The organism is Pseudomonas sp. NPDC089741, assembly GCF_044748825.1.
Taxonomy (GTDB): domain Bacteria; phylum Pseudomonadota; class Gammaproteobacteria; order Pseudomonadales; family Pseudomonadaceae; genus Aquipseudomonas; species Aquipseudomonas helmanticensis.
In genome coordinates this window covers 42,936-62,363 of sequence record NZ_JBIVGT010000034.1, presented here as the reverse complement: position 1 = coordinate 62,363, position 19,428 = coordinate 42,936, and the positions used below count along the sequence as shown (strand labels likewise).

General features: G+C 59.9%; 21 protein-coding genes, 1 tRNA gene and 1 pseudogene. 6 read left to right on the top strand and 17 right to left on the bottom strand.

Annotated features, from left to right (window positions below; translation table 11 throughout):
- The 5 genes and pseudogenes from ACIPZE_RS24260 to ACIPZE_RS24240 form a co-directional block, all read right to left on the bottom strand.
- Positions 1 to 99: pseudogene (locus tag ACIPZE_RS24260) on the bottom strand (ribose-phosphate pyrophosphokinase); the annotation flags it as partial.
- Positions 100 to 144: 45 nt separating this feature from the next.
- Positions 145 to 219 (bottom strand) — tRNA-Gln (locus tag ACIPZE_RS24255).
- Between the two features lie 36 nt (positions 220 to 255).
- Positions 256 to 1,107 (bottom strand): 4-(cytidine 5'-diphospho)-2-C-methyl-D-erythritol kinase, encoded by an 852-nt coding sequence (gene ispE / locus ACIPZE_RS24250; RefSeq protein WP_400775762.1) that lies wholly within the window; start codon positions 1,105 to 1,107, stop codon positions 256 to 258.
- 3 nt (positions 1,108 to 1,110) lie between these two features.
- Positions 1,111 to 1,728, bottom strand: a complete 618-nt coding sequence (lolB, locus tag ACIPZE_RS24245; RefSeq protein WP_400775760.1) for a lipoprotein insertase outer membrane protein LolB — start codon at positions 1,726 to 1,728, stop codon at positions 1,111 to 1,113.
- A gap of 3 nt (positions 1,729 to 1,731) precedes the next feature.
- On the bottom strand, positions 1,732 to 3,456 hold the full coding sequence (locus ACIPZE_RS24240; protein WP_400775758.1) for a tetratricopeptide repeat protein: 1,725 nt from the start codon (positions 3,454 to 3,456) through the stop codon (positions 1,732 to 1,734).
- Between the two features lie 352 nt (positions 3,457 to 3,808).
- On the opposite strand from ACIPZE_RS24240, the gene hemA reads away from it, so the two are divergent.
- From hemA to ACIPZE_RS24210, 6 genes are all read left to right on the top strand, one after another.
- A complete protein-coding gene (gene hemA, locus ACIPZE_RS24235; RefSeq protein ID WP_007951716.1) occupies positions 3,809 to 5,095 on the top strand; it encodes a glutamyl-tRNA reductase in 1,287 nt (428 codons plus the stop codon).
- Complete coding sequence (gene prfA, locus ACIPZE_RS24230; protein ID WP_400775755.1) at positions 5,092 to 6,174, top strand: peptide chain release factor 1; 1,083 nt, start codon at positions 5,092 to 5,094, stop codon at positions 6,172 to 6,174. Before hemA ends, prfA begins: the two co-directional genes overlap by 4 nt.
- A complete protein-coding gene (gene prmC / locus ACIPZE_RS24225) occupies positions 6,175 to 7,005 on the top strand; it encodes a peptide chain release factor N(5)-glutamine methyltransferase (protein ID WP_400775753.1) in 831 nt (276 codons plus the stop codon).
- Positions 6,999 to 7,754 carry a molybdopterin-synthase adenylyltransferase MoeB gene (locus tag ACIPZE_RS24220; RefSeq protein ID WP_400775750.1) on the top strand — a complete coding sequence of 252 codons (756 nt, stop codon included), beginning with the start codon at positions 6,999 to 7,001 and terminating at the stop codon, positions 7,752 to 7,754. The genes prmC and ACIPZE_RS24220 overlap by 7 nt, the downstream gene beginning before the upstream one ends.
- Positions 7,747 to 8,538: a glutamate racemase gene (gene murI, locus ACIPZE_RS24215; protein WP_400775748.1), complete on the top strand. Its 792-nt coding sequence runs from the start codon at positions 7,747 to 7,749 to the stop codon at positions 8,536 to 8,538. The genes ACIPZE_RS24220 and murI overlap by 8 nt, the downstream gene beginning before the upstream one ends.
- A 112-nt stretch (positions 8,539 to 8,650) precedes the next feature.
- Complete coding sequence (locus ACIPZE_RS24210) at positions 8,651 to 9,169, top strand: acyloxyacyl hydrolase (RefSeq protein ID WP_283439441.1); 519 nt, start codon at positions 8,651 to 8,653, stop codon at positions 9,167 to 9,169.
- Positions 9,170 to 9,297: 128 nt separating this feature from the next.
- On the opposite strand, the gene ACIPZE_RS24205 is transcribed toward ACIPZE_RS24210, so the two are convergent.
- The 12 genes from ACIPZE_RS24205 to ACIPZE_RS24150 form a co-directional block, all read right to left on the bottom strand.
- Positions 9,298 to 9,603, bottom strand: coding sequence for a YkgJ family cysteine cluster protein (locus ACIPZE_RS24205; protein WP_283439440.1), 306 nt, complete (start codon positions 9,601 to 9,603; stop codon positions 9,298 to 9,300).
- A gap of 52 nt (positions 9,604 to 9,655) precedes the next feature.
- On the bottom strand, positions 9,656 to 10,147 hold the full coding sequence (locus ACIPZE_RS24200) for a DUF2878 domain-containing protein (protein ID WP_400775767.1): 492 nt from the start codon (positions 10,145 to 10,147) through the stop codon (positions 9,656 to 9,658).
- The gene (locus tag ACIPZE_RS24195) at positions 10,140 to 11,405 is read right to left on the bottom strand and encodes a cyclopropane-fatty-acyl-phospholipid synthase family protein (RefSeq protein WP_283439439.1); all 1,266 of its coding nucleotides are present in this window, start codon (positions 11,403 to 11,405) and stop codon (positions 10,140 to 10,142) included. The genes ACIPZE_RS24200 and ACIPZE_RS24195 overlap by 8 nt, the downstream gene beginning before the upstream one ends.
- Positions 11,392 to 12,207 carry a DUF1365 domain-containing protein gene (locus ACIPZE_RS24190; RefSeq protein ID WP_400775745.1) on the bottom strand — a complete coding sequence of 272 codons (816 nt, stop codon included), beginning with the start codon at positions 12,205 to 12,207 and terminating at the stop codon, positions 11,392 to 11,394. Before ACIPZE_RS24190 ends, ACIPZE_RS24195 begins: the two co-directional genes overlap by 14 nt.
- Positions 12,204 to 13,451 (bottom strand): NAD(P)/FAD-dependent oxidoreductase, encoded by a 1,248-nt coding sequence (locus ACIPZE_RS24185; RefSeq protein ID WP_400775742.1) that lies wholly within the window; start codon positions 13,449 to 13,451, stop codon positions 12,204 to 12,206. The genes ACIPZE_RS24190 and ACIPZE_RS24185 overlap by 4 nt, the downstream gene beginning before the upstream one ends.
- Positions 13,448 to 14,230, bottom strand: coding sequence for an SDR family oxidoreductase (locus ACIPZE_RS24180; protein WP_129395480.1), 783 nt, complete (start codon positions 14,228 to 14,230; stop codon positions 13,448 to 13,450). Before ACIPZE_RS24180 ends, ACIPZE_RS24185 begins: the two co-directional genes overlap by 4 nt.
- Complete coding sequence (locus tag ACIPZE_RS24175; RefSeq protein WP_283439436.1) at positions 14,227 to 14,649, bottom strand: nuclear transport factor 2 family protein; 423 nt, start codon at positions 14,647 to 14,649, stop codon at positions 14,227 to 14,229. The genes ACIPZE_RS24180 and ACIPZE_RS24175 overlap by 4 nt, the downstream gene beginning before the upstream one ends.
- Positions 14,642 to 16,084 carry a deoxyribodipyrimidine photo-lyase gene (phrB, locus tag ACIPZE_RS24170; protein ID WP_400775740.1) on the bottom strand — a complete coding sequence of 481 codons (1,443 nt, stop codon included), beginning with the start codon at positions 16,082 to 16,084 and terminating at the stop codon, positions 14,642 to 14,644. The genes ACIPZE_RS24175 and phrB overlap by 8 nt, the downstream gene beginning before the upstream one ends.
- Before the next feature lie 20 nt (positions 16,085 to 16,104).
- Positions 16,105 to 17,046, bottom strand: a complete 942-nt coding sequence (locus ACIPZE_RS24165) for a MerR family transcriptional regulator (RefSeq protein WP_283439434.1) — start codon at positions 17,044 to 17,046, stop codon at positions 16,105 to 16,107.
- Positions 17,046 to 18,008 carry a YbgA family protein gene (locus ACIPZE_RS24160; protein ID WP_400775736.1) on the bottom strand — a complete coding sequence of 321 codons (963 nt, stop codon included), beginning with the start codon at positions 18,006 to 18,008 and terminating at the stop codon, positions 17,046 to 17,048. Before ACIPZE_RS24160 ends, ACIPZE_RS24165 begins: the two co-directional genes overlap by 1 nt.
- A gap of 180 nt (positions 18,009 to 18,188) precedes the next feature.
- Entirely contained in the window at positions 18,189 to 18,407 is a 219-nt protein-coding gene (locus tag ACIPZE_RS24155; protein WP_129395475.1) for a TIGR02450 family Trp-rich protein, read from the bottom strand.
- Positions 18,404 to 19,390 (bottom strand): NAD(P)/FAD-dependent oxidoreductase, encoded by a 987-nt coding sequence (locus ACIPZE_RS24150; RefSeq protein ID WP_283439432.1) that lies wholly within the window; start codon positions 19,388 to 19,390, stop codon positions 18,404 to 18,406. Before ACIPZE_RS24150 ends, ACIPZE_RS24155 begins: the two co-directional genes overlap by 4 nt.
- Positions 19,391 to 19,428: the final 38 nt, after the last annotated feature.

Genomic DNA, 19,428 nt, shown 5'->3' with positions numbered 1-19,428 from the left:
ACCGACAGAGATGTCACCGAGAGGGATATGCAGCTGACGTACAACACGCCGAGCCAGATCGGGGTTAGCGTTCCCCGTAAAGACCATCATCTTGGACACGCGCAGTACCTAGAGGCTGAGGGTAACCTGGATGAGTATAGAAAATGGCAGGGGCGGCTGGATTCGAACCAACGCATGGCAGGATCAAAACCTGCTGCCTTACCGCTTGGCGACGCCCCTGTATCTGTTGCATCAAGTGCCGAGCACTTGGTTCCTTTAGAGCAGACTTTGCAGCTTGCGGTGCAACATCGAAACGTTGCTGCCTTTCGCTACAAACCCTGTAAGGGTCTCTGTCAGAAGGGCCGAGACTTTATCAGCTTCAGCTTTGCTTGGGAAGCCCCCAAACACACAACTTCCAGTTCCGGTGAGTTTTGCTTCGGTAAATTTACCTAACAAATCCAATGCGTTACGTACTTCTGGATAACGCCTTGCAACCACCGGCAAGCAGTCATTTCGACTGTTTCCCTCGGGAACGGGGCGCACTTTAATGGGCGGCGTGTTACGTGTCAACAAAGGATCGGAAAAAATTTCTGCCGTACTAACAGAGACTTGCGGTACGAGCACCAGATACCACGGTTCTTCGGGATCCACCGGGGTGAGTTTCTCGCCCACGCCCTCGGCGAAAGCTGCGTGGCCACGGACGAAAACCGGTACGTCGGCGCCGAGCGACAGACCCAGCGCGGCCAGGCGACCCTCATCCCAACCCAGCTGCCACAAATGATTGAGACCGAGCAAAGTGGTCGCCGCATTCGAGCTGCCACCGCCAATGCCGCCGCCCATGGGCAGTACTTTATCGATCCAGATGTCGATACCGTGCGTACAACCGGACTGTTGTTGAAGCATTTTTGCCGCGCGCACGATCAGGTTGCTGTCATGCGGCACGCCGGAAAATTCGGTGTGCAGTTGAATCACGCCGTCATCGCGCACGGCAAAAGTGATTTCGTCGCCGTAGTCGACAAACTGAAACAGCGTCTGCAACTCGTGATAACCGTCTTCACGGCGACCGAGAATGTGCAGCATCAGGTTGAGTTTGGCCGGCGAGGGCAGGGTCAGGCGTGCAGCGGTCATGCGTTATTGCCCCAACTTGCGCGGTTGCCAGGTCTTGATCACCAGCGTCACGTCGAGGTCGGTGCCGTGCAGCTTGATACGCTCAGGCAGCCAGTAACCGTTTTGTTCGGTGTAAGCGGTGTATTCAACCTTCCAGCCATCCTGTTCCAGGCTGGCCAGACGGCTGTCGGCATCCAGATTCAGGCGGCTTTTAGTGTCCGGAGCCGGCAGGCCACGCACCCACCAGGCCAGATTCGATACCGGCAATTTCCAGCCAAGCTGCTCTTCGAGCAAAGCTTCCGGGGATTGCGATTCATAGCGACCCTGGTTGGCGACTTCCAGCGACACCTTGCCCGGACGCCCGGTCAGACGTGCCGCGCCACGACCCAGCGGGCCGGACAAACGAATGTCGTAGTAATCCTGACGTTGCAGCCAGAACAACGTGCCGCTACCGGAATCTTTCGGCGCGCGGATGCCGATCTTGCCGTCGATCTGCCAGCCATCGAGGCCGCTCAGTTGCTGTTTGTTCGCCGCCCATTGAGCCGGGCTGCCGTGGCCCTCGACCGATTCGCGAGTACCAAAACCCGAGCAGCCGGCGAGCAAGGCGATGAAGCTGAAAACGATAACGTGGCGCAAAAACATGAGTTAAAGAGTCTCGGATCCGGTCAGGCGCTTGATGGTGCTGCGCAGAATGGTGCTGTCGGGCTGATCCTTGAGGAATTTGCCCCAGATTTGTTTGGCTTCACGCTGCTTGCCCTTGGTCCACAACACCTCGCCGAGGTGCGCGGCGACTTCGTGGTCAGGGAAACGCTCGAGCGCCTGACGCAGATATTTCTCGGCGTCGTCCAGATTGCCCATGCGGTAATTCACCCAGCCAAGGCTGTCGAGTACTGCTGGATCTTCCGGATTGATCTGGTGCGCCTGTTCGATCAGCGCTTTCGCTTCAGCGTAGCGTGTGGTGCGATCGGACAGGGTGTAACCCAAGGCGTTCAGCGCCATGGCGTTGTCCGGATCGCGCTTGATGATCAGGCGCAGGTCTTTTTCCATCTGCGCCAGGTCGTTGCGTTTTTCCGCGAGCATCGCCCGGGTGTACAGCAGATTCAGATCGTCCGGGTATTGCTGCAAAGCTTGTTGCAGGACTTTCCAGGCTTTGTCGTCCTGTTTGTTGGCCGACAGGGTTTCCGATTCGATCAGGTACAGCTGAATCGCGTAATCCGGTTGCTCGTCACGCTGCGCGGCGAGTTTGCTTTGCGCTTCAGCGGTCTTGCCGTTGTTCATCAGAATATCGGCCTGACGCAATTGCGCCGGCAGATAGTCGTTGCCCGGGCCGACCTGGGCGTACTCGATGAGGGCGCCTTGCGGGTCATTACGTTCTTCGGCGATGCGACCGAGGTTCAGGTGCGCCGAATCGACGTGGCTTTCGCGGGCAATCAAGTCTTCCAGATAACCCTTGGCTTCATCCCACGCCTTGGCTTCGAGGCACACCAGCGCCAGCGAGTAGCGCAGTTCGTCGTCTTCCGGGTACTGCTGAACGAGGCTGGAGAACTCGGCCTTGGCATCGTCCATGCGGTCTTGCTCAACCAGCATGCGCGCGTAAGTCAGGCGCAGGCGCTTGTCGTCCGGGTACTTCTTGATGCTTTTCTGCAGCAGTGGCAGCGCTTCGTCACCACGGTTCATCACTTGCAACAGACGCGCGCGCAGCAGGATCGGGGCGATTTCGCCTTCTTCCGGCGGATGGTCTTCGAGCAGGGTCAAAGCGGCTTTGTTGTCGCCGTCCTGTTGCAGGAGCAGCGCCTTGCCGAAAATCAGCTGACTGTTGTTCGGATGACGCTGCAACAACCGGTCAAAACTTTTCATCAGACCGTTGCGGGTTTCCTGATCGGTATCGGCGGCCGACAGCGCGAGGAAGTCGAAATGGGTGTCGCCCTTGCCTTGCAGGACTTTCTCCATATAGACCATCGAGTCGTCATAACGCCCGGCACGCGCCAGTTGCACGGCGGCGGCGCGTTGCGCTTCGAGATCGTCCGGGGCATTTTTTGCCCAGATCAGCGCGGTATCGAGGGCCGGTTGATCGGCGCCCAGATATTCGGCGATACGGAATGCCCGCTCGGAGACGCCCGGATCCTGGGTGTTGATGGCCTGGGTCACGTAGTTATCCAGCGCAATGTCGAAACGATTGCGCTGGCCGGCGAGTTCGGCGCTCAACAGACTGAAAACGGTTTCCTCGCTGAACGAGCTGTAAACCTTGGGCTTTTCAGGCGCGGGCGTGGTGTCTTCGACCGGCGGCGTACCGTCCGGCGAAACGGGTGCCAAGGCCTGGCAGCCGCTGAGGAAGACAAAAGCGAGGAGCAACGCGGAAGATCTATTCATATAGGAAGAGGACGACTAACCTGCGGTCGGATCATCATGACACAAGCTTTCGGCCAAACATAACCGCTCAGGCAATTTACGCTGATGCCCCTGTGGGAGCTGCCGCAGGCTGCGATCTTTTGACGTTGTTTGAGACGCGGAGCGTCCCGGGCTGCATTCCCACGCCGAGCGTGGGAACGATCAATCAAAAGATCGCACCCTGCGGCAGCTCCTACAGAGGGTGGTGTGTACATGAACGAGAATGGATCGCAGCACAAGGTGGATACAATAAGGGCGATAGATATCCAATAGTTGTTCTGAATCTGGCGAAGTAGGACAATTGCCGGCTTCACGTCACCACCAGCGACTTTGAATGGCCTTCCTTGCACTCGGTATCAACCACAAGACTGCTTCAGTAGACGTCCGCGAGCGCGTGGCCTTTACGCCTGAGCAGCTGGTGGAAGCCTTGCAGCAGCTCTGCCGACTGACCGACAGCCGCGAAGCTGCGATCCTCTCGACCTGCAATCGCAGTGAGCTTTATATAGAACAGGATCAGCTTTCTGCCGATATCGTGCTGCGCTGGCTGGCCGACTATCACCATTTAAGCCTCGATGAGCTGCGCGCGAGTGCTTATGTGCACGAAGATGATGCGGCAGTTCGTCACATGATGCGCGTCGCCTCCGGGCTCGACTCGCTGGTGCTTGGCGAACCGCAGATTCTCGGCCAGATGAAATCGGCCTACGCCGTGGCGCGCGAGGCTGGCACCATCGGCCCACTGCTGGGGCGACTGTTTCAAGCGACGTTCAATGCCGCCAAGCAGGTGCGCACCGACACGGCGATTGGTGAAAACCCGGTGTCCGTGGCGTTTGCTGCCGTCAGCCTGGCGAAACAGATTTTCAGTGATTTGCAACGCAGCCAGGCCCTGCTGATCGGCGCCGGCGAGACCATCACTTTAGTCGCCCGCCATTTGCACGAGCTGGGCGTCAAGCGCATTGTCGTTGCCAACCGCACGCTGGAGCGCGCCAGTCTGCTCGCCGAACAGTTCGGCGCCCACGCGGTGCTGCTGTCGGACATTCCGGCAGAACTGGTGCGCAGCGACATCGTCATCAGTTCGACCGCCAGTCAGTTGCCGATTCTCGGTAAGGGCGCGGTGGAAAGCGCATTGAAGCTGCGCAAGCACAAGCCGATCTTCATGGTCGACATCGCTGTTCCCCGGGATATCGAGCCGGAAGTCGGCGAACTGGACGACGTTTATCTGTATAGCGTCGACGATCTCCACGAAGTGGTCGCCGAGAACCTCAAGAGTCGTCAGGGCGCTGCGCAAGCGGCCGAAGAGATGGTCTCGGTCGGCGCCGATGATTTCATGGTGCGCCTGCGCGAGCTGGCGGCGGTCGATGTGCTCAAGGCCTATCGTCAACAGAGCGAACGCCTGCGCGACGAAGAGCTGCAAAAAGCCCTGCGCCTGCTGGCCAACGGCGGCAACGCCGAAGACGTGCTCGGGCAACTGGCCCGTGGCCTGACCAATAAACTGTTGCATGCCCCGAGCGTGCAACTGAAAAAGCTTTCTGCCGAAGGCCGCCTCGATGCGCTGGCCATGGCCCAGGAACTCTTTGCCCTCGAGGGCTCACCGGATAGCTTTTCGGATAAAAAACCGCAATGAAAGCGTCACTGCTCAATAAGCTGGACATCCTCCAGGACCGTTTCGAGGAACTGACCGCGCTGCTCGGCGACGGCGAAGTCATTGCCGATCAGGCCAAATTTCGCGGTTATTCCAAGGAATACGCTGAAATCGAGCCGATCGTCCAAGGCTATAAAAAGCTCCTCGGCGTACAAAGCGATCTCGAAGGCGCGCAGGCGTTGCTCAAGGACAGCGACCCGGACATGCGCGAAATGGCCGTGGAAGAAGTCCGCGAAGCCAAGGAATTGCTGATCACTCTGGAAGCCGACCTGCAACGCATGCTGCTGCCCAAGGACCCGAATGACGGCCGCAACGTCTTCCTCGAAATTCGTGCTGGCACTGGTGGCGATGAGGCGGCGATCTTCTCCGGCGACCTGTTCCGCATGTACTCGCGTTATGCCGAGCGCCGTGGCTGGCGCGTCGAGATCCTCTCGGAAAACGTAGGCGAACACGGTGGCTATAAAGAAGTCATCGCCCGCATTGAAGGCGACAACGTTTACGGCAAGCTGAAATTCGAATCCGGCGCGCACCGCGTACAGCGTGTACCCGCCACCGAATCCCAGGGCCGTATCCACACCTCGGCCTGCACCGTGGCGGTGTTGCCTGAGCCGGACGAGCGCGAAGCCATCGAGATCAACCCGGCGGATCTGCGTGTCGACACGTTCCGCTCCTCCGGGGCCGGTGGTCAGCACGTCAACACCACTGACTCGGCGATCCGCATCACGCACATTCCGACCGGCACCGTCGTCGAGTGTCAGGAAGAGCGATCCCAGCACAAAAACCGTGCCCGGGCGATGGCCTGGTTGTCGGCCAAGCTCAACGATCAGCAAACCGCAGCGGCGGCCAATGCCATCGCCAGCGAGCGTAAATTGCTCGTCGGTTCCGGCGACCGTTCCGAGCGCATTCGCACGTACAACTTTGCTCAGGGGCGAGTCACTGACCATCGCGTCAACCTGACTCTGTACTCTCTGGATGAAATTCTCGCCGGTGGCGTTGAAGCGGTCATCGAGCCGTTGCTGGCCGAATACCAGGCTGACCAACTCGCAGCGATAGGTGAATAAATGACCATCATTGCCAGCCTGTTGCGCGCCGCCGAACTGCCGGACTCGCCCACCGCTCGCCTGGACGCTGAATTGCTTCTTGCCGCCGCGCTGGGCAAGTCGCGCAGTTTTCTGCACACCTGGCCCGAGCGCATCGTGCCGAGTGAAGCCGCGCTGACGTTTGCCGAATACCTGCAACGTCGTCGTGGCGGTGAGCCGGTGGCCTACATTCTCGGTCAGCAGGGTTTCTGGAAACTCGATCTGGAAGTCGCACCGCACACGCTGATCCCGCGCCCGGACACTGAATTACTGGTGGAAGCGGCGCTGGAATTGCTGCCCGCGACGCCAGCCACAGTGCTCGACCTCGGCACCGGCAGCGGCGCGATTGCATTGGCCTTGGCCAGCGAACGTCCGGCGTGGAAGGTCACGGCGGTGGATCGTGTGCTCGAAGCCGTAGCCTTGGCCGAGCGCAATCGTCAGCGCCTGCACCTGAACAACGCCACGGTGCTGAGCAGCCATTGGTTCAGCGCGCTGGAAGGTCAGCGTTTCCAGTTGATCATCAGCAACCCGCCCTACATTGCCGCCGCCGATCCGCATCTGGTCGAGGGTGACGTGCGCTTCGAACCAGCCAGCGCACTGATCGCCGGTGAAGACGGCCTCGATGATCTGCGCTTGATCGTCGCCCAAGCGCCGGAGTATCTGCAGGCCGCTGGCTGGCTGATGCTCGAACATGGCTATGATCAAGCCGAAGCCGTGCGCGACCTGCTGCTGACGCGCGGTTTCGAAGAAGTCCACAGCCGCACCGATCTGGGCGGCCATCAACGCATCAGTCTGGGGCGCCTGCCGTGCTGAATGATCAGGAATTGCTGCGCTACAGCCGGCAGATTCTGCTGCAACACATCGACATCGATGGCCAGTTGAAACTCAAGGACAGCCGCGTGCTGATCGTCGGCCTCGGCGGCCTTGGCGCACCGGTGGCCTTGTACCTGGCGGCGGCCGGTGTCGGTGAATTGCATCTGGCGGATTTCGACACGGTCGACCTGACCAACCTGCAACGCCAGATCATCCACGACACCGACAGCGTCGGCATGAGCAAGGTCGACTCGGCGCTCAAGCGTCTGACCGCGATCAATCCCGAGATTCAATTGATCGCCCATCGTCAGGCGCTGGACGAGGATTCTCTCGCGGCTGCCGTGACGGCGGTGGATCTGGTGCTCGATTGTTCCGATAATTTCTCCACCCGCGAAGCGGTCAATGCCGCGTGCGTGGCTGCGCAAAAGCCACTGGTCAGCGGCGCAGCGATTCGTCTGGAAGGGCAACTGTCGGTGTTCGATCCGCGTCGTGCCGAGAGTCCGTGCTACCACTGTTTATACGGCCACGGCAGCGAAGCGGAGTTGACCTGCAGCGAGGCTGGTGTGGTCGGGCCGCTGGTGGGGCTGGTCGGCAGCCTACAGGCGTTGGAAGCCTTGAAGGTGTTGGTCGGTTTCGGCGAGCCTTTAGTCGGACGTCTGCTGCTGATCGATGCCCTCGGTTCGCGTTTCCGCGAGTTGCGGGTCAAGCGCGATCCGGGCTGCAGCGTCTGTGGTCCGCGCCATGCGTGAGGCGCCGATTGGCGTGTTCGATTCCGGTGTCGGCGGCTTGTCGGTACTGGCGGAAATCCAGCAATTGCTGCCCAACGAATCGCTGCTCTACGTCGCCGACGGCGGGCATGTTCCGTATGGCGAGAAAACCCCTGAGTTCATCCGCCAGCGCTGCAGCGTGATGGCCGGGTTTTTCCGCGAGCAGGGCGCCAAGGCGTTGGTGCTGGCCTGCAATACCGCGACCGTTGCCGGTGTCGCCGATCTGCGCCGCGATTTTCCCGACTGGCCGATTGTCGGCATGGAGCCTGCGGTCAAGCCTGCCGCCGCCGCCACCCGCAGCGGTGTAGTCGGCGTGCTCGCTACCACCGGCACATTGCAGAGTGCCAAGTTCGCCGCGTTGCTCGATCGCTTTGCTACCGATGTGCGGGTGATTACCCAGCCATGCCCCGGTCTGGTCGAGCTGATTGAAAGCGGTGACCTGCACAGCGCGGCGTTGCGCACGCTGCTGCAGAGTTATGTCGAGCCACTGTTGGCCAGTGGTTGCGACACGATCATCCTGGGCTGCACGCATTATCCTTTCCTCAAGCCGATGCTCAAGACGATGATCCCCGAGGACATCAGCCTGATCGATACCGGCGCCGCCGTAGCGCGGCAACTTCAGCGTCTGCTGGCTGAGCGCGATCTGCTCGCTGACGGGCCGAACCAGCCGGTCAGATTCTGGACCAGCGCCGATCCTGCGTACTTCAAAAACATCCTGCCGCTACTGGGGCAAACAGCGGACGAAGTGCAAAAATTCAGCTTGTAAAAAAAATGTGAAATAACTAAAAAATCAGCTGAACTTCTAAGCAGGCGCTAGCTTCTATAGCGAAGAGTTATCTAGAAAACCAAACGATCGTTCCGGAAAAGGAAGTTTCAAAGTGAAGCGACTATTCTGCTTGGCCGCGATTGCGGCCGCACTGATGGGGCAAAGTTTTACTGCACAAGCCGCAGGTGTTGAATTTGCGGTGGGGGCCACCAGCGATTCGACCATGACCTACCGCCTGGGGATGAATTTCGACTGGGACAAGAGCTGGCTGCAGAGCGACGTTGGTCGCCTGACCGGTTACTGGAGCGGTGCTTACACCTACTGGGAAGGTGACAAGACCTCCAGCAACAACAGCCTGTCGTTCTCGCCGGTATTCGTTTACGAGTTTGCCGGTCAATCGGTCAAGCCGTATATCGAAGCGGGCATTGGTGTGGCTGCGTTCTCCAACACCAAGTATGAAAGCAACAACATTGGCGGTTCTTTCCAGTTCGAAGACCGTCTCGGTTTTGGTCTGCGCTTCAATGGCGGGCATGAAGTCGGGATCCGGGCAACGCACTATTCCAACGCCGGCCTGGCCAGTGATAACGACGGCGTAGAAAGTTACGCGCTGCACTACACGATGCCGTTGTAAGTCGTACGCATAACCCTGTAGGAGTGAGCCTGCTCGCGATAGCGGTGTGTCAGTCACACATATATTGACTGACTCACCGCTATCGCGAGCAGGCTCACTCCTACATTTGTTTTGGGGTGTTCTTGAGGTCAGCGGTAAGCGGTCGTAATACCCTGGCGTTCTTCGATGCATTCCGGCGCGCCCATCTCGAACTCGCGGCAAATCAGCGGACGCTTTTCGTAAATCGTGCACATCATCGTGTCGCGATCCAGCGCCGCACACCAGCCGTCGTCCAGACGCAGCATCACTTCACCGCCCCACTCATCGGTATCGATAAAGCGATCAGGCACGCCGGTGTCGGTGATCAGCATCACTTCGAGCTGACAGCAGCAGGCGGCGCACGTCGAGCAAGTGACCGCCGGTTCAGCGATTTGATGATGGGGAATGGTTTTCATGGCGGCAGTGTAAGGCAGTGGCCGGGCCCTGTGTGAAAGGCCTGACAGACGCTCACTGACTCAGGCGTCGCGCCATTGTGTGCAGCAGCGGAAACACCAGCGCCCAGATCAGCCCGATCGCGATCAGCGTCGGCAGTTCGCCATAAGGGAATTGCACCCCGGCCAGCCGCCCGCCAGCGTAATACGACAACGCACCGCCGAGCGCACCGAGCGCGCTGGCCAGCCACCACGGTCGGGCGCTCCATTGCAGACAATGGCGTAGCGTGGTCGCCAGCAACGCCCAGAGCAGCATCAACCACAGTGGAATCAGCGGCGACAGGTCGTCGAACCTGAACACACCCAGACCGCGCAAAATACTGTCGAGCGCCGTGCCGACAATTACCACGCTGAGAATCAGCCGACCTTCCGCCGCCCAGCTGCTGATCCAGCACAGATGAATCACCAGCACTGCCAGCGCCAGCAGTAACCACAAACTGTTGCCGCCGAGCACGCAGGCCAGCCAGCCGATCTGGAACAATGCCGCATTGGCGCAACGCTCAAGCATCGAAGCGGCCAAGCAATGGCGCCGGCATTGCCTCGGGTTTGGCCAGCAACAGTTGCGCGGTGCCGATGGTGCGCTCAAGGAAGCCACCCTCGCAGTAGCACAGGTAAAACTCCCACAGGCGCAGGAAGTAATCGTCGTAGCCGAGTTCGCTCAGGCGACCGTGGGCATGGCGAAAGTTCTCGTGCCACAGGCGCAGGGTCTTCGCGTAATGCAGGCCGAAATCCTCCATGTGCAGCAGGTTCATGTCGGTGTCGCGACTGACGATCTCGAGCATCTTTTGCACACACGGCAGGGCGCCGCCGGGGAAGATGTAGCGCTGGATGAAATCGACGCCGCGCTTGGCCTGTTCGTAACGTTGCTCGCGGATGGTGATGGCCTGGATCAGCATCAGTCCGTTGCTCTTGAGCAGGTGCGCGCACTGTTTGAAGTAGGTCGGCAGGAAGCGATGGCCGACCGCTTCGATCATCTCGATCGAGACCAGTTTGTCGTATTCGCCGCTGAGGTCGCGGTAATCCTCCAACAGCAGCGTCACCTGCTGCTGCAAGCCAAGCTGTTCGATGCGTTGCGCGGTAAAGGCGAACTGCTCTTTCGACAGCGTGGTAGTGGTCACGCGGCAACCGTAATTCTGCGCGGCATAGAGCGCCATGCTGCCCCAACCGGTACCGATTTCCAGCAAGTGATCGCTGGGCTTGAGCGCGAGTTTCTGGCAGATGCGTTCGAGTTTGTTCAACTGCGCCTGCTCGAGGCTGTCTTCGGGCGTGAGGAACTGTGCCGCCGAATACATCATGGTCGGGTCGAGAAACTGCTCGAACAGATCGTTACCGAGGTCGTAATGCGCGGCGATGTTTTTCTGTGAACCCTTGCGCGTATTGCGATTGAGCCAGTGCAGGCCTTGCACCAATGGCCTCCCGAGGCGGGCTAGGCCGCCCTCCATGGCATCGAGTACTTCCAGGTTGCTGACAAACACGCGCACCACCGCCGTCAGATCCGGTGAACTCCAGTAGCCATGAATAAACGCTTCGCCGGCGCCAATCGAGCCACTGCTGGCAACCATCCCCCAAACGGCCGGGTCGGTGATGTGAATTTCCCCCAGCAGCGCACTGCCGGGCGTACCGAAGAGCATTTGTTCGCCGTCTTCGAACACCATCAATTGCCCGTGTTTGAGCTGACCGAGTTGGCGCAAGACGCCCCGGCGCAGCAGCGAACCGGTCAAACCGTTAGTGCTGAGCCGACTGACCGACAGGCTAGAGGATTTCATGGCGGTGCTCCTTGGGAGGCACAGTGGCGGTTTGAAAGCTGCCGTCGGCAGCCTGATGAGCAAAGATCGGCGCGCGCTTGAGCAACAGGCGCAGGGCTTGCCAGTAAATCGCCAGAGCGGTTTTCGCGGTCATCCACGGGAAACGCCGCAAGTAACGGTGCAAGCTTGGGCGATCGAGCGTTTCGCGTTGCAGGTTGAGGGTGGCGTCGAACAGTTTGTGTTCGCCCTGCCAGTCAGCCATGTGCACGCCGAGGGTTTGCGCGGCAGGGCTGAAGCTCATGCGGTATTCGAGATCGCGCGGCAAGAACGGTGAAACGTGAAAGGCCTTGGCCACGGCAAAGTGCTGATGAAAATCGCCCTGATTGACCGCCGCGCGTGCCGGCAACACGTAGTGATAACGCTCGCGCCACGGCGTGTTGGTGACTTCGCAGACAATCGCCGCCAGTTGCCCGTCGGCTTCATGGCAATAAAAGAAACTCACCGGATTGAACGACAATCCCCAACTGCGCGCCTGAGTCAGCAGGCAAACCGCGCCTTGCGGCGCATGGCCGATGGCCGCAGCGACTTGTTGGCGTACCGCATCGATCAGCCGTACACCTCGACTGGTAAAGGTCTTCAGGTAATCTGTCTCGCGAAACGAGAACGGCGCAAAGCGGCTGCGTCCCGCCAGCGGTGACAGCGCCAGCACCGCATCCTGCTCGCTCAGGTCGAGATAGAGCAGGCCGATCCGATAGCGGAACTCATGCCGACGCGGCGAGAAACGCCGATGGCCGATCCAGCCGCTGTACAGGGCGCTGTTCATAAGGTTTCCCCGAAGGCTGCGGCCACGCGTAAACCGCTGACCACGCCGTCTTCATGAAAACCGTTGGCCCAATAGGCGCCGCAATAATGCGTGTGGTGTGCGCCATCGAGTTCGCCCCAGCGATTTTGTGCCGCGACCGCCGCGAGGCTGTATTGCGGGTGCGCATAGGTGTACTTGGCCAGCACTTTGAACGGGCTGATGCCTGCGCTCTGGTTGAGGCTGACGCAGAACGTGGTGTCGCTCTGGATGCCTTGCAGAATGTTCATGTCGTAGGTGACCGCGGCTTGGGTATGGCCGGATCCGCCGAGGCGATAATTCCAGCTCGCCCACGCCAGTTTCCGTGTGGGCAACAGGCGCGTGTCGGTGTGCAGCACCACTTCGTTGTCGGCGTAGGGCAGGGCACCGAGGATTTCGCGTTCGGCATCGCTCGGGCTGGCGAGCAATTGCAAGGCCTGATCGCTGTGGCAGGCAAATACCACCTGGTCAAAATGTTCGATGCCCGCCGGGCTGTGGATAACCACGCCGTGCACGTCTCGATCGACCCGGTTGACCGGGCAGTTGAGGCGAATCCTGTCTTTGAACGAAGCAGTCAATGGCGTGATGTAGGCGCTGGAGCCGCCCTCGATAACTTGCCATTGCGGACGATCACTGACCGACAGCAGCCCGTGGTTCTTGAAGAAACGCACAAAGAACTGCAGCGGGAAATCAAGCATTTCGGCCATCGGCATCGACCAGATCGCCGCGCCCATCGGCACGATGTAATGCAGGATGAAACGCTCGCCATAACCGCCAGCCTTGAGGTAATCATCGAGCGTCATGTCGGCGGCGATACGCAATTCGAGAAGGTCGCGCTGGGCTTCTTTGTTGAAGCGCAGAATGTCACGCAACATGCCCCAAAACCCTGGCGACAACAGATTGCTGCGCTGGGCAAACAGGCTGTTGAGGTTGTTGCCGTTGTATTCCAGGCCGGTGTCCGGATCGGTCACCGAGAAGCTCATTTCGGTCGGTTTGAACGTCACGCCCAGTTGGCCCAGCAAGCGAATGAAGTTCGGGTAGGTCCAGTCGTTGAACACGATGAAACCGGTGTCCACGGCGTACTGCCGGCCCTCGACGGTGACCTCCACGGTATGCGTGTGGCCACCGACCCAGTCGCTGGCCTCGAACACCGTGATCTCGTGTCGGCGATTGAGCAGGTAGGCGCAGGTCAACCCGGCGATCCCGCTCCCGACGATGGCGATCTTCATGCCAGATCCGTTTGTGGTGGTGGTTTGCGCACCATGCGTTTGCCGATGGCCAGTTGCACGCGCGCGGGCAGTTTCGACAACGGCCAGAGCGCCGCCATGAACAGGGCCGGAAAAGCGATCTCCAGTGGCCGATCCTTGAGCTTGGCAAAGATGTGCCGTGCGGCTTTATCCACAGGCCAACTGAGCGGCATCGGGAAATCGTTTTTGGCGGTCAGCGGCGTCTCGACAAATCCAGGGCTGACCACGGTGACTTCAATACCTTCGTCGGCAAGATCGATGCGCAGCGATTCGAACAGGTAACGCAACCCGGCCTTCGATGCCCCGTAGGCTTCGGCCCGAGGCAGCGGCAGATAGGTCACCGAACTGGCCACGCCGACCAGATGCGGCGCCGTGCCTTGGCGTAGCAGCGGCAGGGCGGCCTCGATGCAATAACTGCTGGCGAGCAGATTGGTGCGCACCACGTGTTCGATGATCGAGGCATCGAACTGCTTGGCATCGACGTATTCGCAGGTTCCGGCGTTGAGGATGACGCTGTCGAGCGAACCCCAGTCCTCCGCGATCTGCTGGCCGATTTCGCGCACGGTCTGGCTGTTGGTCAAATCCCCCGGGACCACCAATACCTGTCCCGGATAGCGTTGCGCCAACACTTTGAGCGGTGCGATCTGGCGTGAACTGACTGCCAGGTGCGCACCGGTTTTCAATATCTCTTCAGCCAGCGCCGCGCCGATGCCACTGCTGGCTCCGGTCAACCAATAACGCCGTGGAGTTGTACGACTCATCCCATTCTCCTTTTCAGCCAAGCGATCACCCGGCCCAATACGGGTAAATGTTCATAAAGCAGTGCCCCGGCATCGAAATAATCCCGATGGCGATAAACCTTGTCGCGCCACAGCAGGTGCGAGCAGCCGCTGACTCTGATCTCCCGGCCATTGGCCAGGCGCGGGTGGCGATAACGCATGACCCAGCGCAAGTAGCCTTCGCCCTCGCTGATCTGGTCGAAACCGTGAAAGTCGAAATGCAGTTCGCTGACGTTGGCGTACAGCTCGCTGAAGTAATCGCGCAATTGCGCCAGGCCCTGAACTTCGTGCAGCGGGTCGGTGAAATGAATGTCATCGCTGTAGAGCTCGCCCAGGCGTTGCAGGTTGTCTTTGTTCAACGCTGAAAATTGCCGGGCGAAGCGCTGCAGGAATTCACTCATGATCGTCTCCGCCAGCCTGACGCGAGGGCAGGTTCTTGAACGCGGTCAGCGCCCGTTCCCGTGAAGCGCTCAGATTGACGATCGGCGCCGGGTAGTCGGCGGCACCGAACAGACCGGCGCTGGCCGGGTTATGTACTTCTTTCTTGTTTAGACCTGCGAGTTGCGGCAGCCAGTGCTTGATGAACAGGCCTTCGCTGTCGAATTTTTCCGACTGACTCAACGGATTGAAGATGCGGAAATACGGCGCCGAATCAGTGCCGGTCGATGAACTCCATTGCCAGCCACCGTTGTTCGCCGCCAGGTCGCCATCGATCAAGTGGCGCATGAAAAAGCGTTCGCCTTCGCGCCAGTCGATCAGCAGGTTCTTGGTCAGGAACATCGCCACGACCATGCGCAGGCGGTTGTGCATCCAGCCGGTTTCGAGCAGTTGGCGCATTGCAGCGTCAATGATCGGCAGACCGGTGCGCGCCTCTTGCCACGCAGTGAGTTCGTCCGGCGCATCACGCCACGCCAGCGCTTCGGTTTCCGGGCGGAAGGCGCGGTGGCGGGAGACGCGCGGGTAGCCGACCAGAATGTGCTTGTAGAACTCGCGCCAGAGCAGTTCGTTGATCCAGGTAACGGCGCCGACCTTGCCGCTCTCGAATTCGCCCTGATTGCTTTGCAACGCGGCGTGCAGACATTGGCGCGGCGAGATCACGCCGGCGGCCAGATACGCTGAAAGCTGGCTGGTACCGGGTTTGGCCGGGAAGTCGCGTTCGCTTTTGTAGTAGTCGATTTGCGCGTCAGCGAAGGTGTCGAGGCGTCGCTGGGCTTCTTTTTCACCCGCTGGCCAAAGGGCTTGCAGGGATTCGCTCGGGGTAGTGAAGCCTTCTACCGAATTAGCAATCGGGTCGCTGTCGATCTTGAGTTTCGCCTGCTTGCCGGGTGCCTTGACCCGCGCCGGCATCGAGCGATGCAGACGCTCGTAACAGACCTTTCTGAACTGGCTGAAGACCTTGAAGTAGGTGTCGGTCTTGGTCAGCACGGTGCCGGGCTTGAACAGCAACTGATCGAGGTAGCTGTGAAACTCGATGCCCTCGGCTTTCAAGGTTTCGGCCACGGCGGCATCGCGACGGCTCTCGTGAACGCCATATTCTTCATTGACGTGCAGCGCTTCAATCTTCAGTTGCTGGCACAGCTTGAGCAGTTCGGCCGGAGCCTGATCCCAATGCGCTGCGGTGCGAATCAACAAGGGAATGTTCAGCTCGCCGAGGCTTTTGCTCAGCTCCTTGAGATTGCGCAGCCAGAAGTCGACCTTGCACGGCGCATCGTCGTGTTCCAGCCATTGCTGTGGACTCAACAGGTACACGGCCACCGTCGGGCCGCGCGCTGCGGCAGCCGAAAGGGCGGTGTTGTCGTGTTGGCGCAAGTCGCTGCGCAGCCAGATCAATTGCATGTCGGAATTCACTGAGTTCATTAAATCAGCCCACGCTGAACGAGTGCCTGGTGCGCCGAAAGCGGATCTTCAGCCAGGTACAAATCAGCGATCTCGGAAGTTCTTACGGACAACTCGGCGTGGTGGATGCATACCGTTGGTCCGACCAGCATTTTTGTGCAACTGACTCCGTTCAGTAGCTTGGGCAAGTGCGCAAGGTTCATGGCTTTGCTGGAATACAGCAGTACGCCACGGGCTTGCAGGTGTTCGACGGTCAGCGCCAATTCACCGGCCGGTATAGGCCAGTCAAACACTTGCACCGGGCAATCGGCGCTGCTGATCAGCCACGCGCACAGCCACAGATGAGGTTCCAGTGGCAGGTCGGATTGATTGATCAACAGCAAGGGCGCGGTGTGTAACTGACGATTGTTATGGTAGATGCGGGCGCCGAATTTGCTGCGTAACCAGGAAAAAAAGAACGTGCGTTCCATCTGCGCACCGAACTGGCCCTGCCAGCGCTGTTCGAGATCAGCCAGCAGCGGCATCAGCAATTGTTCACACAGGGTGCGCGGCGGGTAGAGCGCCATGGCCTGATTGACGCTGTCGTCGAGCGCACGTTCATTGAGTTGGGTAACGGCCGCCAGCAAGGTCTGGCGCAGGCGTTGCCAATCGTTTTCCACCGATTCGCTGAAAGCATGCGGGGTGTCGAGCAGCGGCTTGACCTGACTGACCGCGACGCCACGGTTGAGCCAGGTCAGGATCGCCAGAACCCGTTGCACATGTTCGGCGCTGTAGAGTCGATGGCCCTTGGGCGTGCGTTGCGGCACGATCAGCCCGTAACGGCGCTCCCACGCACGCAATGTGATCGCGTTGACGCCGGTCTGCCGCGCGACTTCGCGGATCGGCAGCCAGCCTTCGTCGAGGGCTTTCTTGAAATCGGCGCCGAGGTCTTCCTGGGCGCTGGAGTCGGGTTTGTCGTTCATCAGATGGCGTTTCGCAGGCTGAGGTTTTCCGGGTGCGGTTGCAGGTAAACCTGTTGCGCGATATACGGATCGGGATGTTGGCGAAAGTGATGCTTGAGCAGCGTCAACGGCACCACCAGCGGCACGATGCCCTGACGGTACTGGTCGATGACGTGAACCATTTCCTGTTTGTCTGCGGCGCTGATGACCTGTTTCAGATATCCGCTGATGTGCAGCAACACGTTGCAGTGCGTGCCGCGCGTGGCGCATTTTTTCAGCGCCGCCATCAGTTCGCTGAAGTAGCGCGGGCCGAGTTCGGCTGGATCGGTGTGCGCCATATTGCCCAGCAGTTTGCCCAGTGCTTTGTATTGCAGCGGGTTGTGGGCCATCAGCAGGTATTTGTAGCGCGAGTGGAATTCGGTCAGCGCGCGACGGCTCAGGCCTTCGCCGAGCACTTGCTGCCAGGCGCTGTAGGCGAACACGCGGGTGATGAAGTTTTCGCGCAGTACCGGATCGTTGATACGCCCGGCTTCTTCCACCGGCAGGTCCGGGTGTTGCGCACAGAAGGCTTCGGCGTAGATGCCGCGTCCGCCGCCATTCACCGGAGCGCCGTTGGCGTGATAGACCTTGACCCGTTCCAGACCGCAGGACGGCGATTGCTGCATGAAGATGTAGCCGCAGATGTCATCGAGTTCGGCGGCCATTTTCTCGCCGTACTCGGCCAGTGGCCGGGTGACGTTGATCGCTGGATTCACCGTGCCGATGGCTTCAGGATGATCTGGATCACCGACGAGGCGGATCGGCTCGCGGGGAATGCCCAGGCCGATGGCGACCTCCGGGCAGACCGGAGTGAAATCGAAATATTCAGTAAGGGTGCGGCTGCACAGGCGCGATTCCTTGTGCCCACCGTTGAAGCGCACCTCGGCACCCAGCAGGCAGGCGCTGATGGCGATTTTCGGTTTGGCCGGGGAAAGGACGGACATAAGCACCTCGAATCTAAACCTGTACAGAGAGCAATCTCTGTACAACATTGGGTTAGCATAGATTCAAAGGTGTACAAGTCAAATTGTTTGTACAAGTTTCTGTAGGGGGCTGCCGAAGGCTGCGATCTTTTGATGTTGTTTTTAAAAACAGGATCAAAAGATCGCAGCCTTCGGCAGCTCCTACATGAGCCAGCCGATTTTCCAGTGAGTGCTGTTTTGCAGAGTCTGCCAATCGAGGCGTTCGGCGCGCTTGGTCAGCACCGCCTGCAATTCAACTTCCAGCACCGTGCCGTCCTCATCACGGAACAGCTCGGTGACCAGAAAATGCTTTTCACGATTCTGCGGGTGAGCTGCTGTCCATTTCGACAGCAGCAATTTACGCGGATTGATGCGGTTCACTGCAGGTGTTCGTTCAAGCGTCGCGCAGCTTCCTGGCCACTCAGCCAGGCACCTTCGACACGTCCTGACAGGCACCAGTCGCCGCAGGCATACAAGCCCAGATCGGCATCGGCCAGCGTGCCCCATTCGTGGCCAATCGCCGGCCGCGCGTAGAGCCAACGATGCGCGAGGCTGAAGGTCGGAGCGGGCATGGCGCTGTGCAGCAGCTCGGCGAAAGCCCCGTGCAGTTGTTCGATCACCGCTTCCTTGGACAGGTCGATGTGTTGCCGGCTCCACGCGCTGGTGGCATGTAGCACCCACGTGTCGAGCGTGTTGTCGCGCCCGGGTTTGCTGCGGTTGCGCGCCAGCCAGTCGAGCGGGCTGTCCTGCACGAAGCAGCCTTCAATCGGCGTGTCCAGTGGTGTATCGAAAGCGAGGGCGACGGCCCAGGTCGGGTCCATTTTCACCCCGGCGGCGGCACCGGCGAGTTTCGGTGCGGCGGCCAGCAATGCCGTGGCTTGCGGTGCTGGCGTGGCAATTACCACATGACTGAACGGACCGTGGGTGAAGCCTTCGGCGTCCTGCAGATGCCAGTGCTCTTCACCGCGAAAAACTTCAGTAATGCGGCAAGCGAAGTGCACTTCCAGACCGTCAAGCAAGCCACGGGTGATGGCGCTCATACGCGGCGCGCCAACCCAACGGGTCTGCTCGTCCGGCGACAGGTTCAGTTGTCCGCCCTGATAGGTGTAGAGCTGCGGCGTCCACTCGGCGACCCAGCCCTGACTTTGCCAGCGCTGCACTTCAGTGACGAAGCGGCGGTCACGGGCGGTGAAGTATTGCGCGCCCATGTCCAGCGAGCCGGCGTCGCTGCGCTTGCTCGACATGCGCCCGCCGCTGCCGCGGCTTTTATCGAACAGTTGCACGGTATGCCCGGTCTCTGTCAGAGCCTGGGCGGCGGAGAGCCCGGCGATGCCGGTGCCGATGATTGCGATAGGTACAGTCATAGGGGCCTCGTTTACCTTTCTGTACAGACTACGCCGTG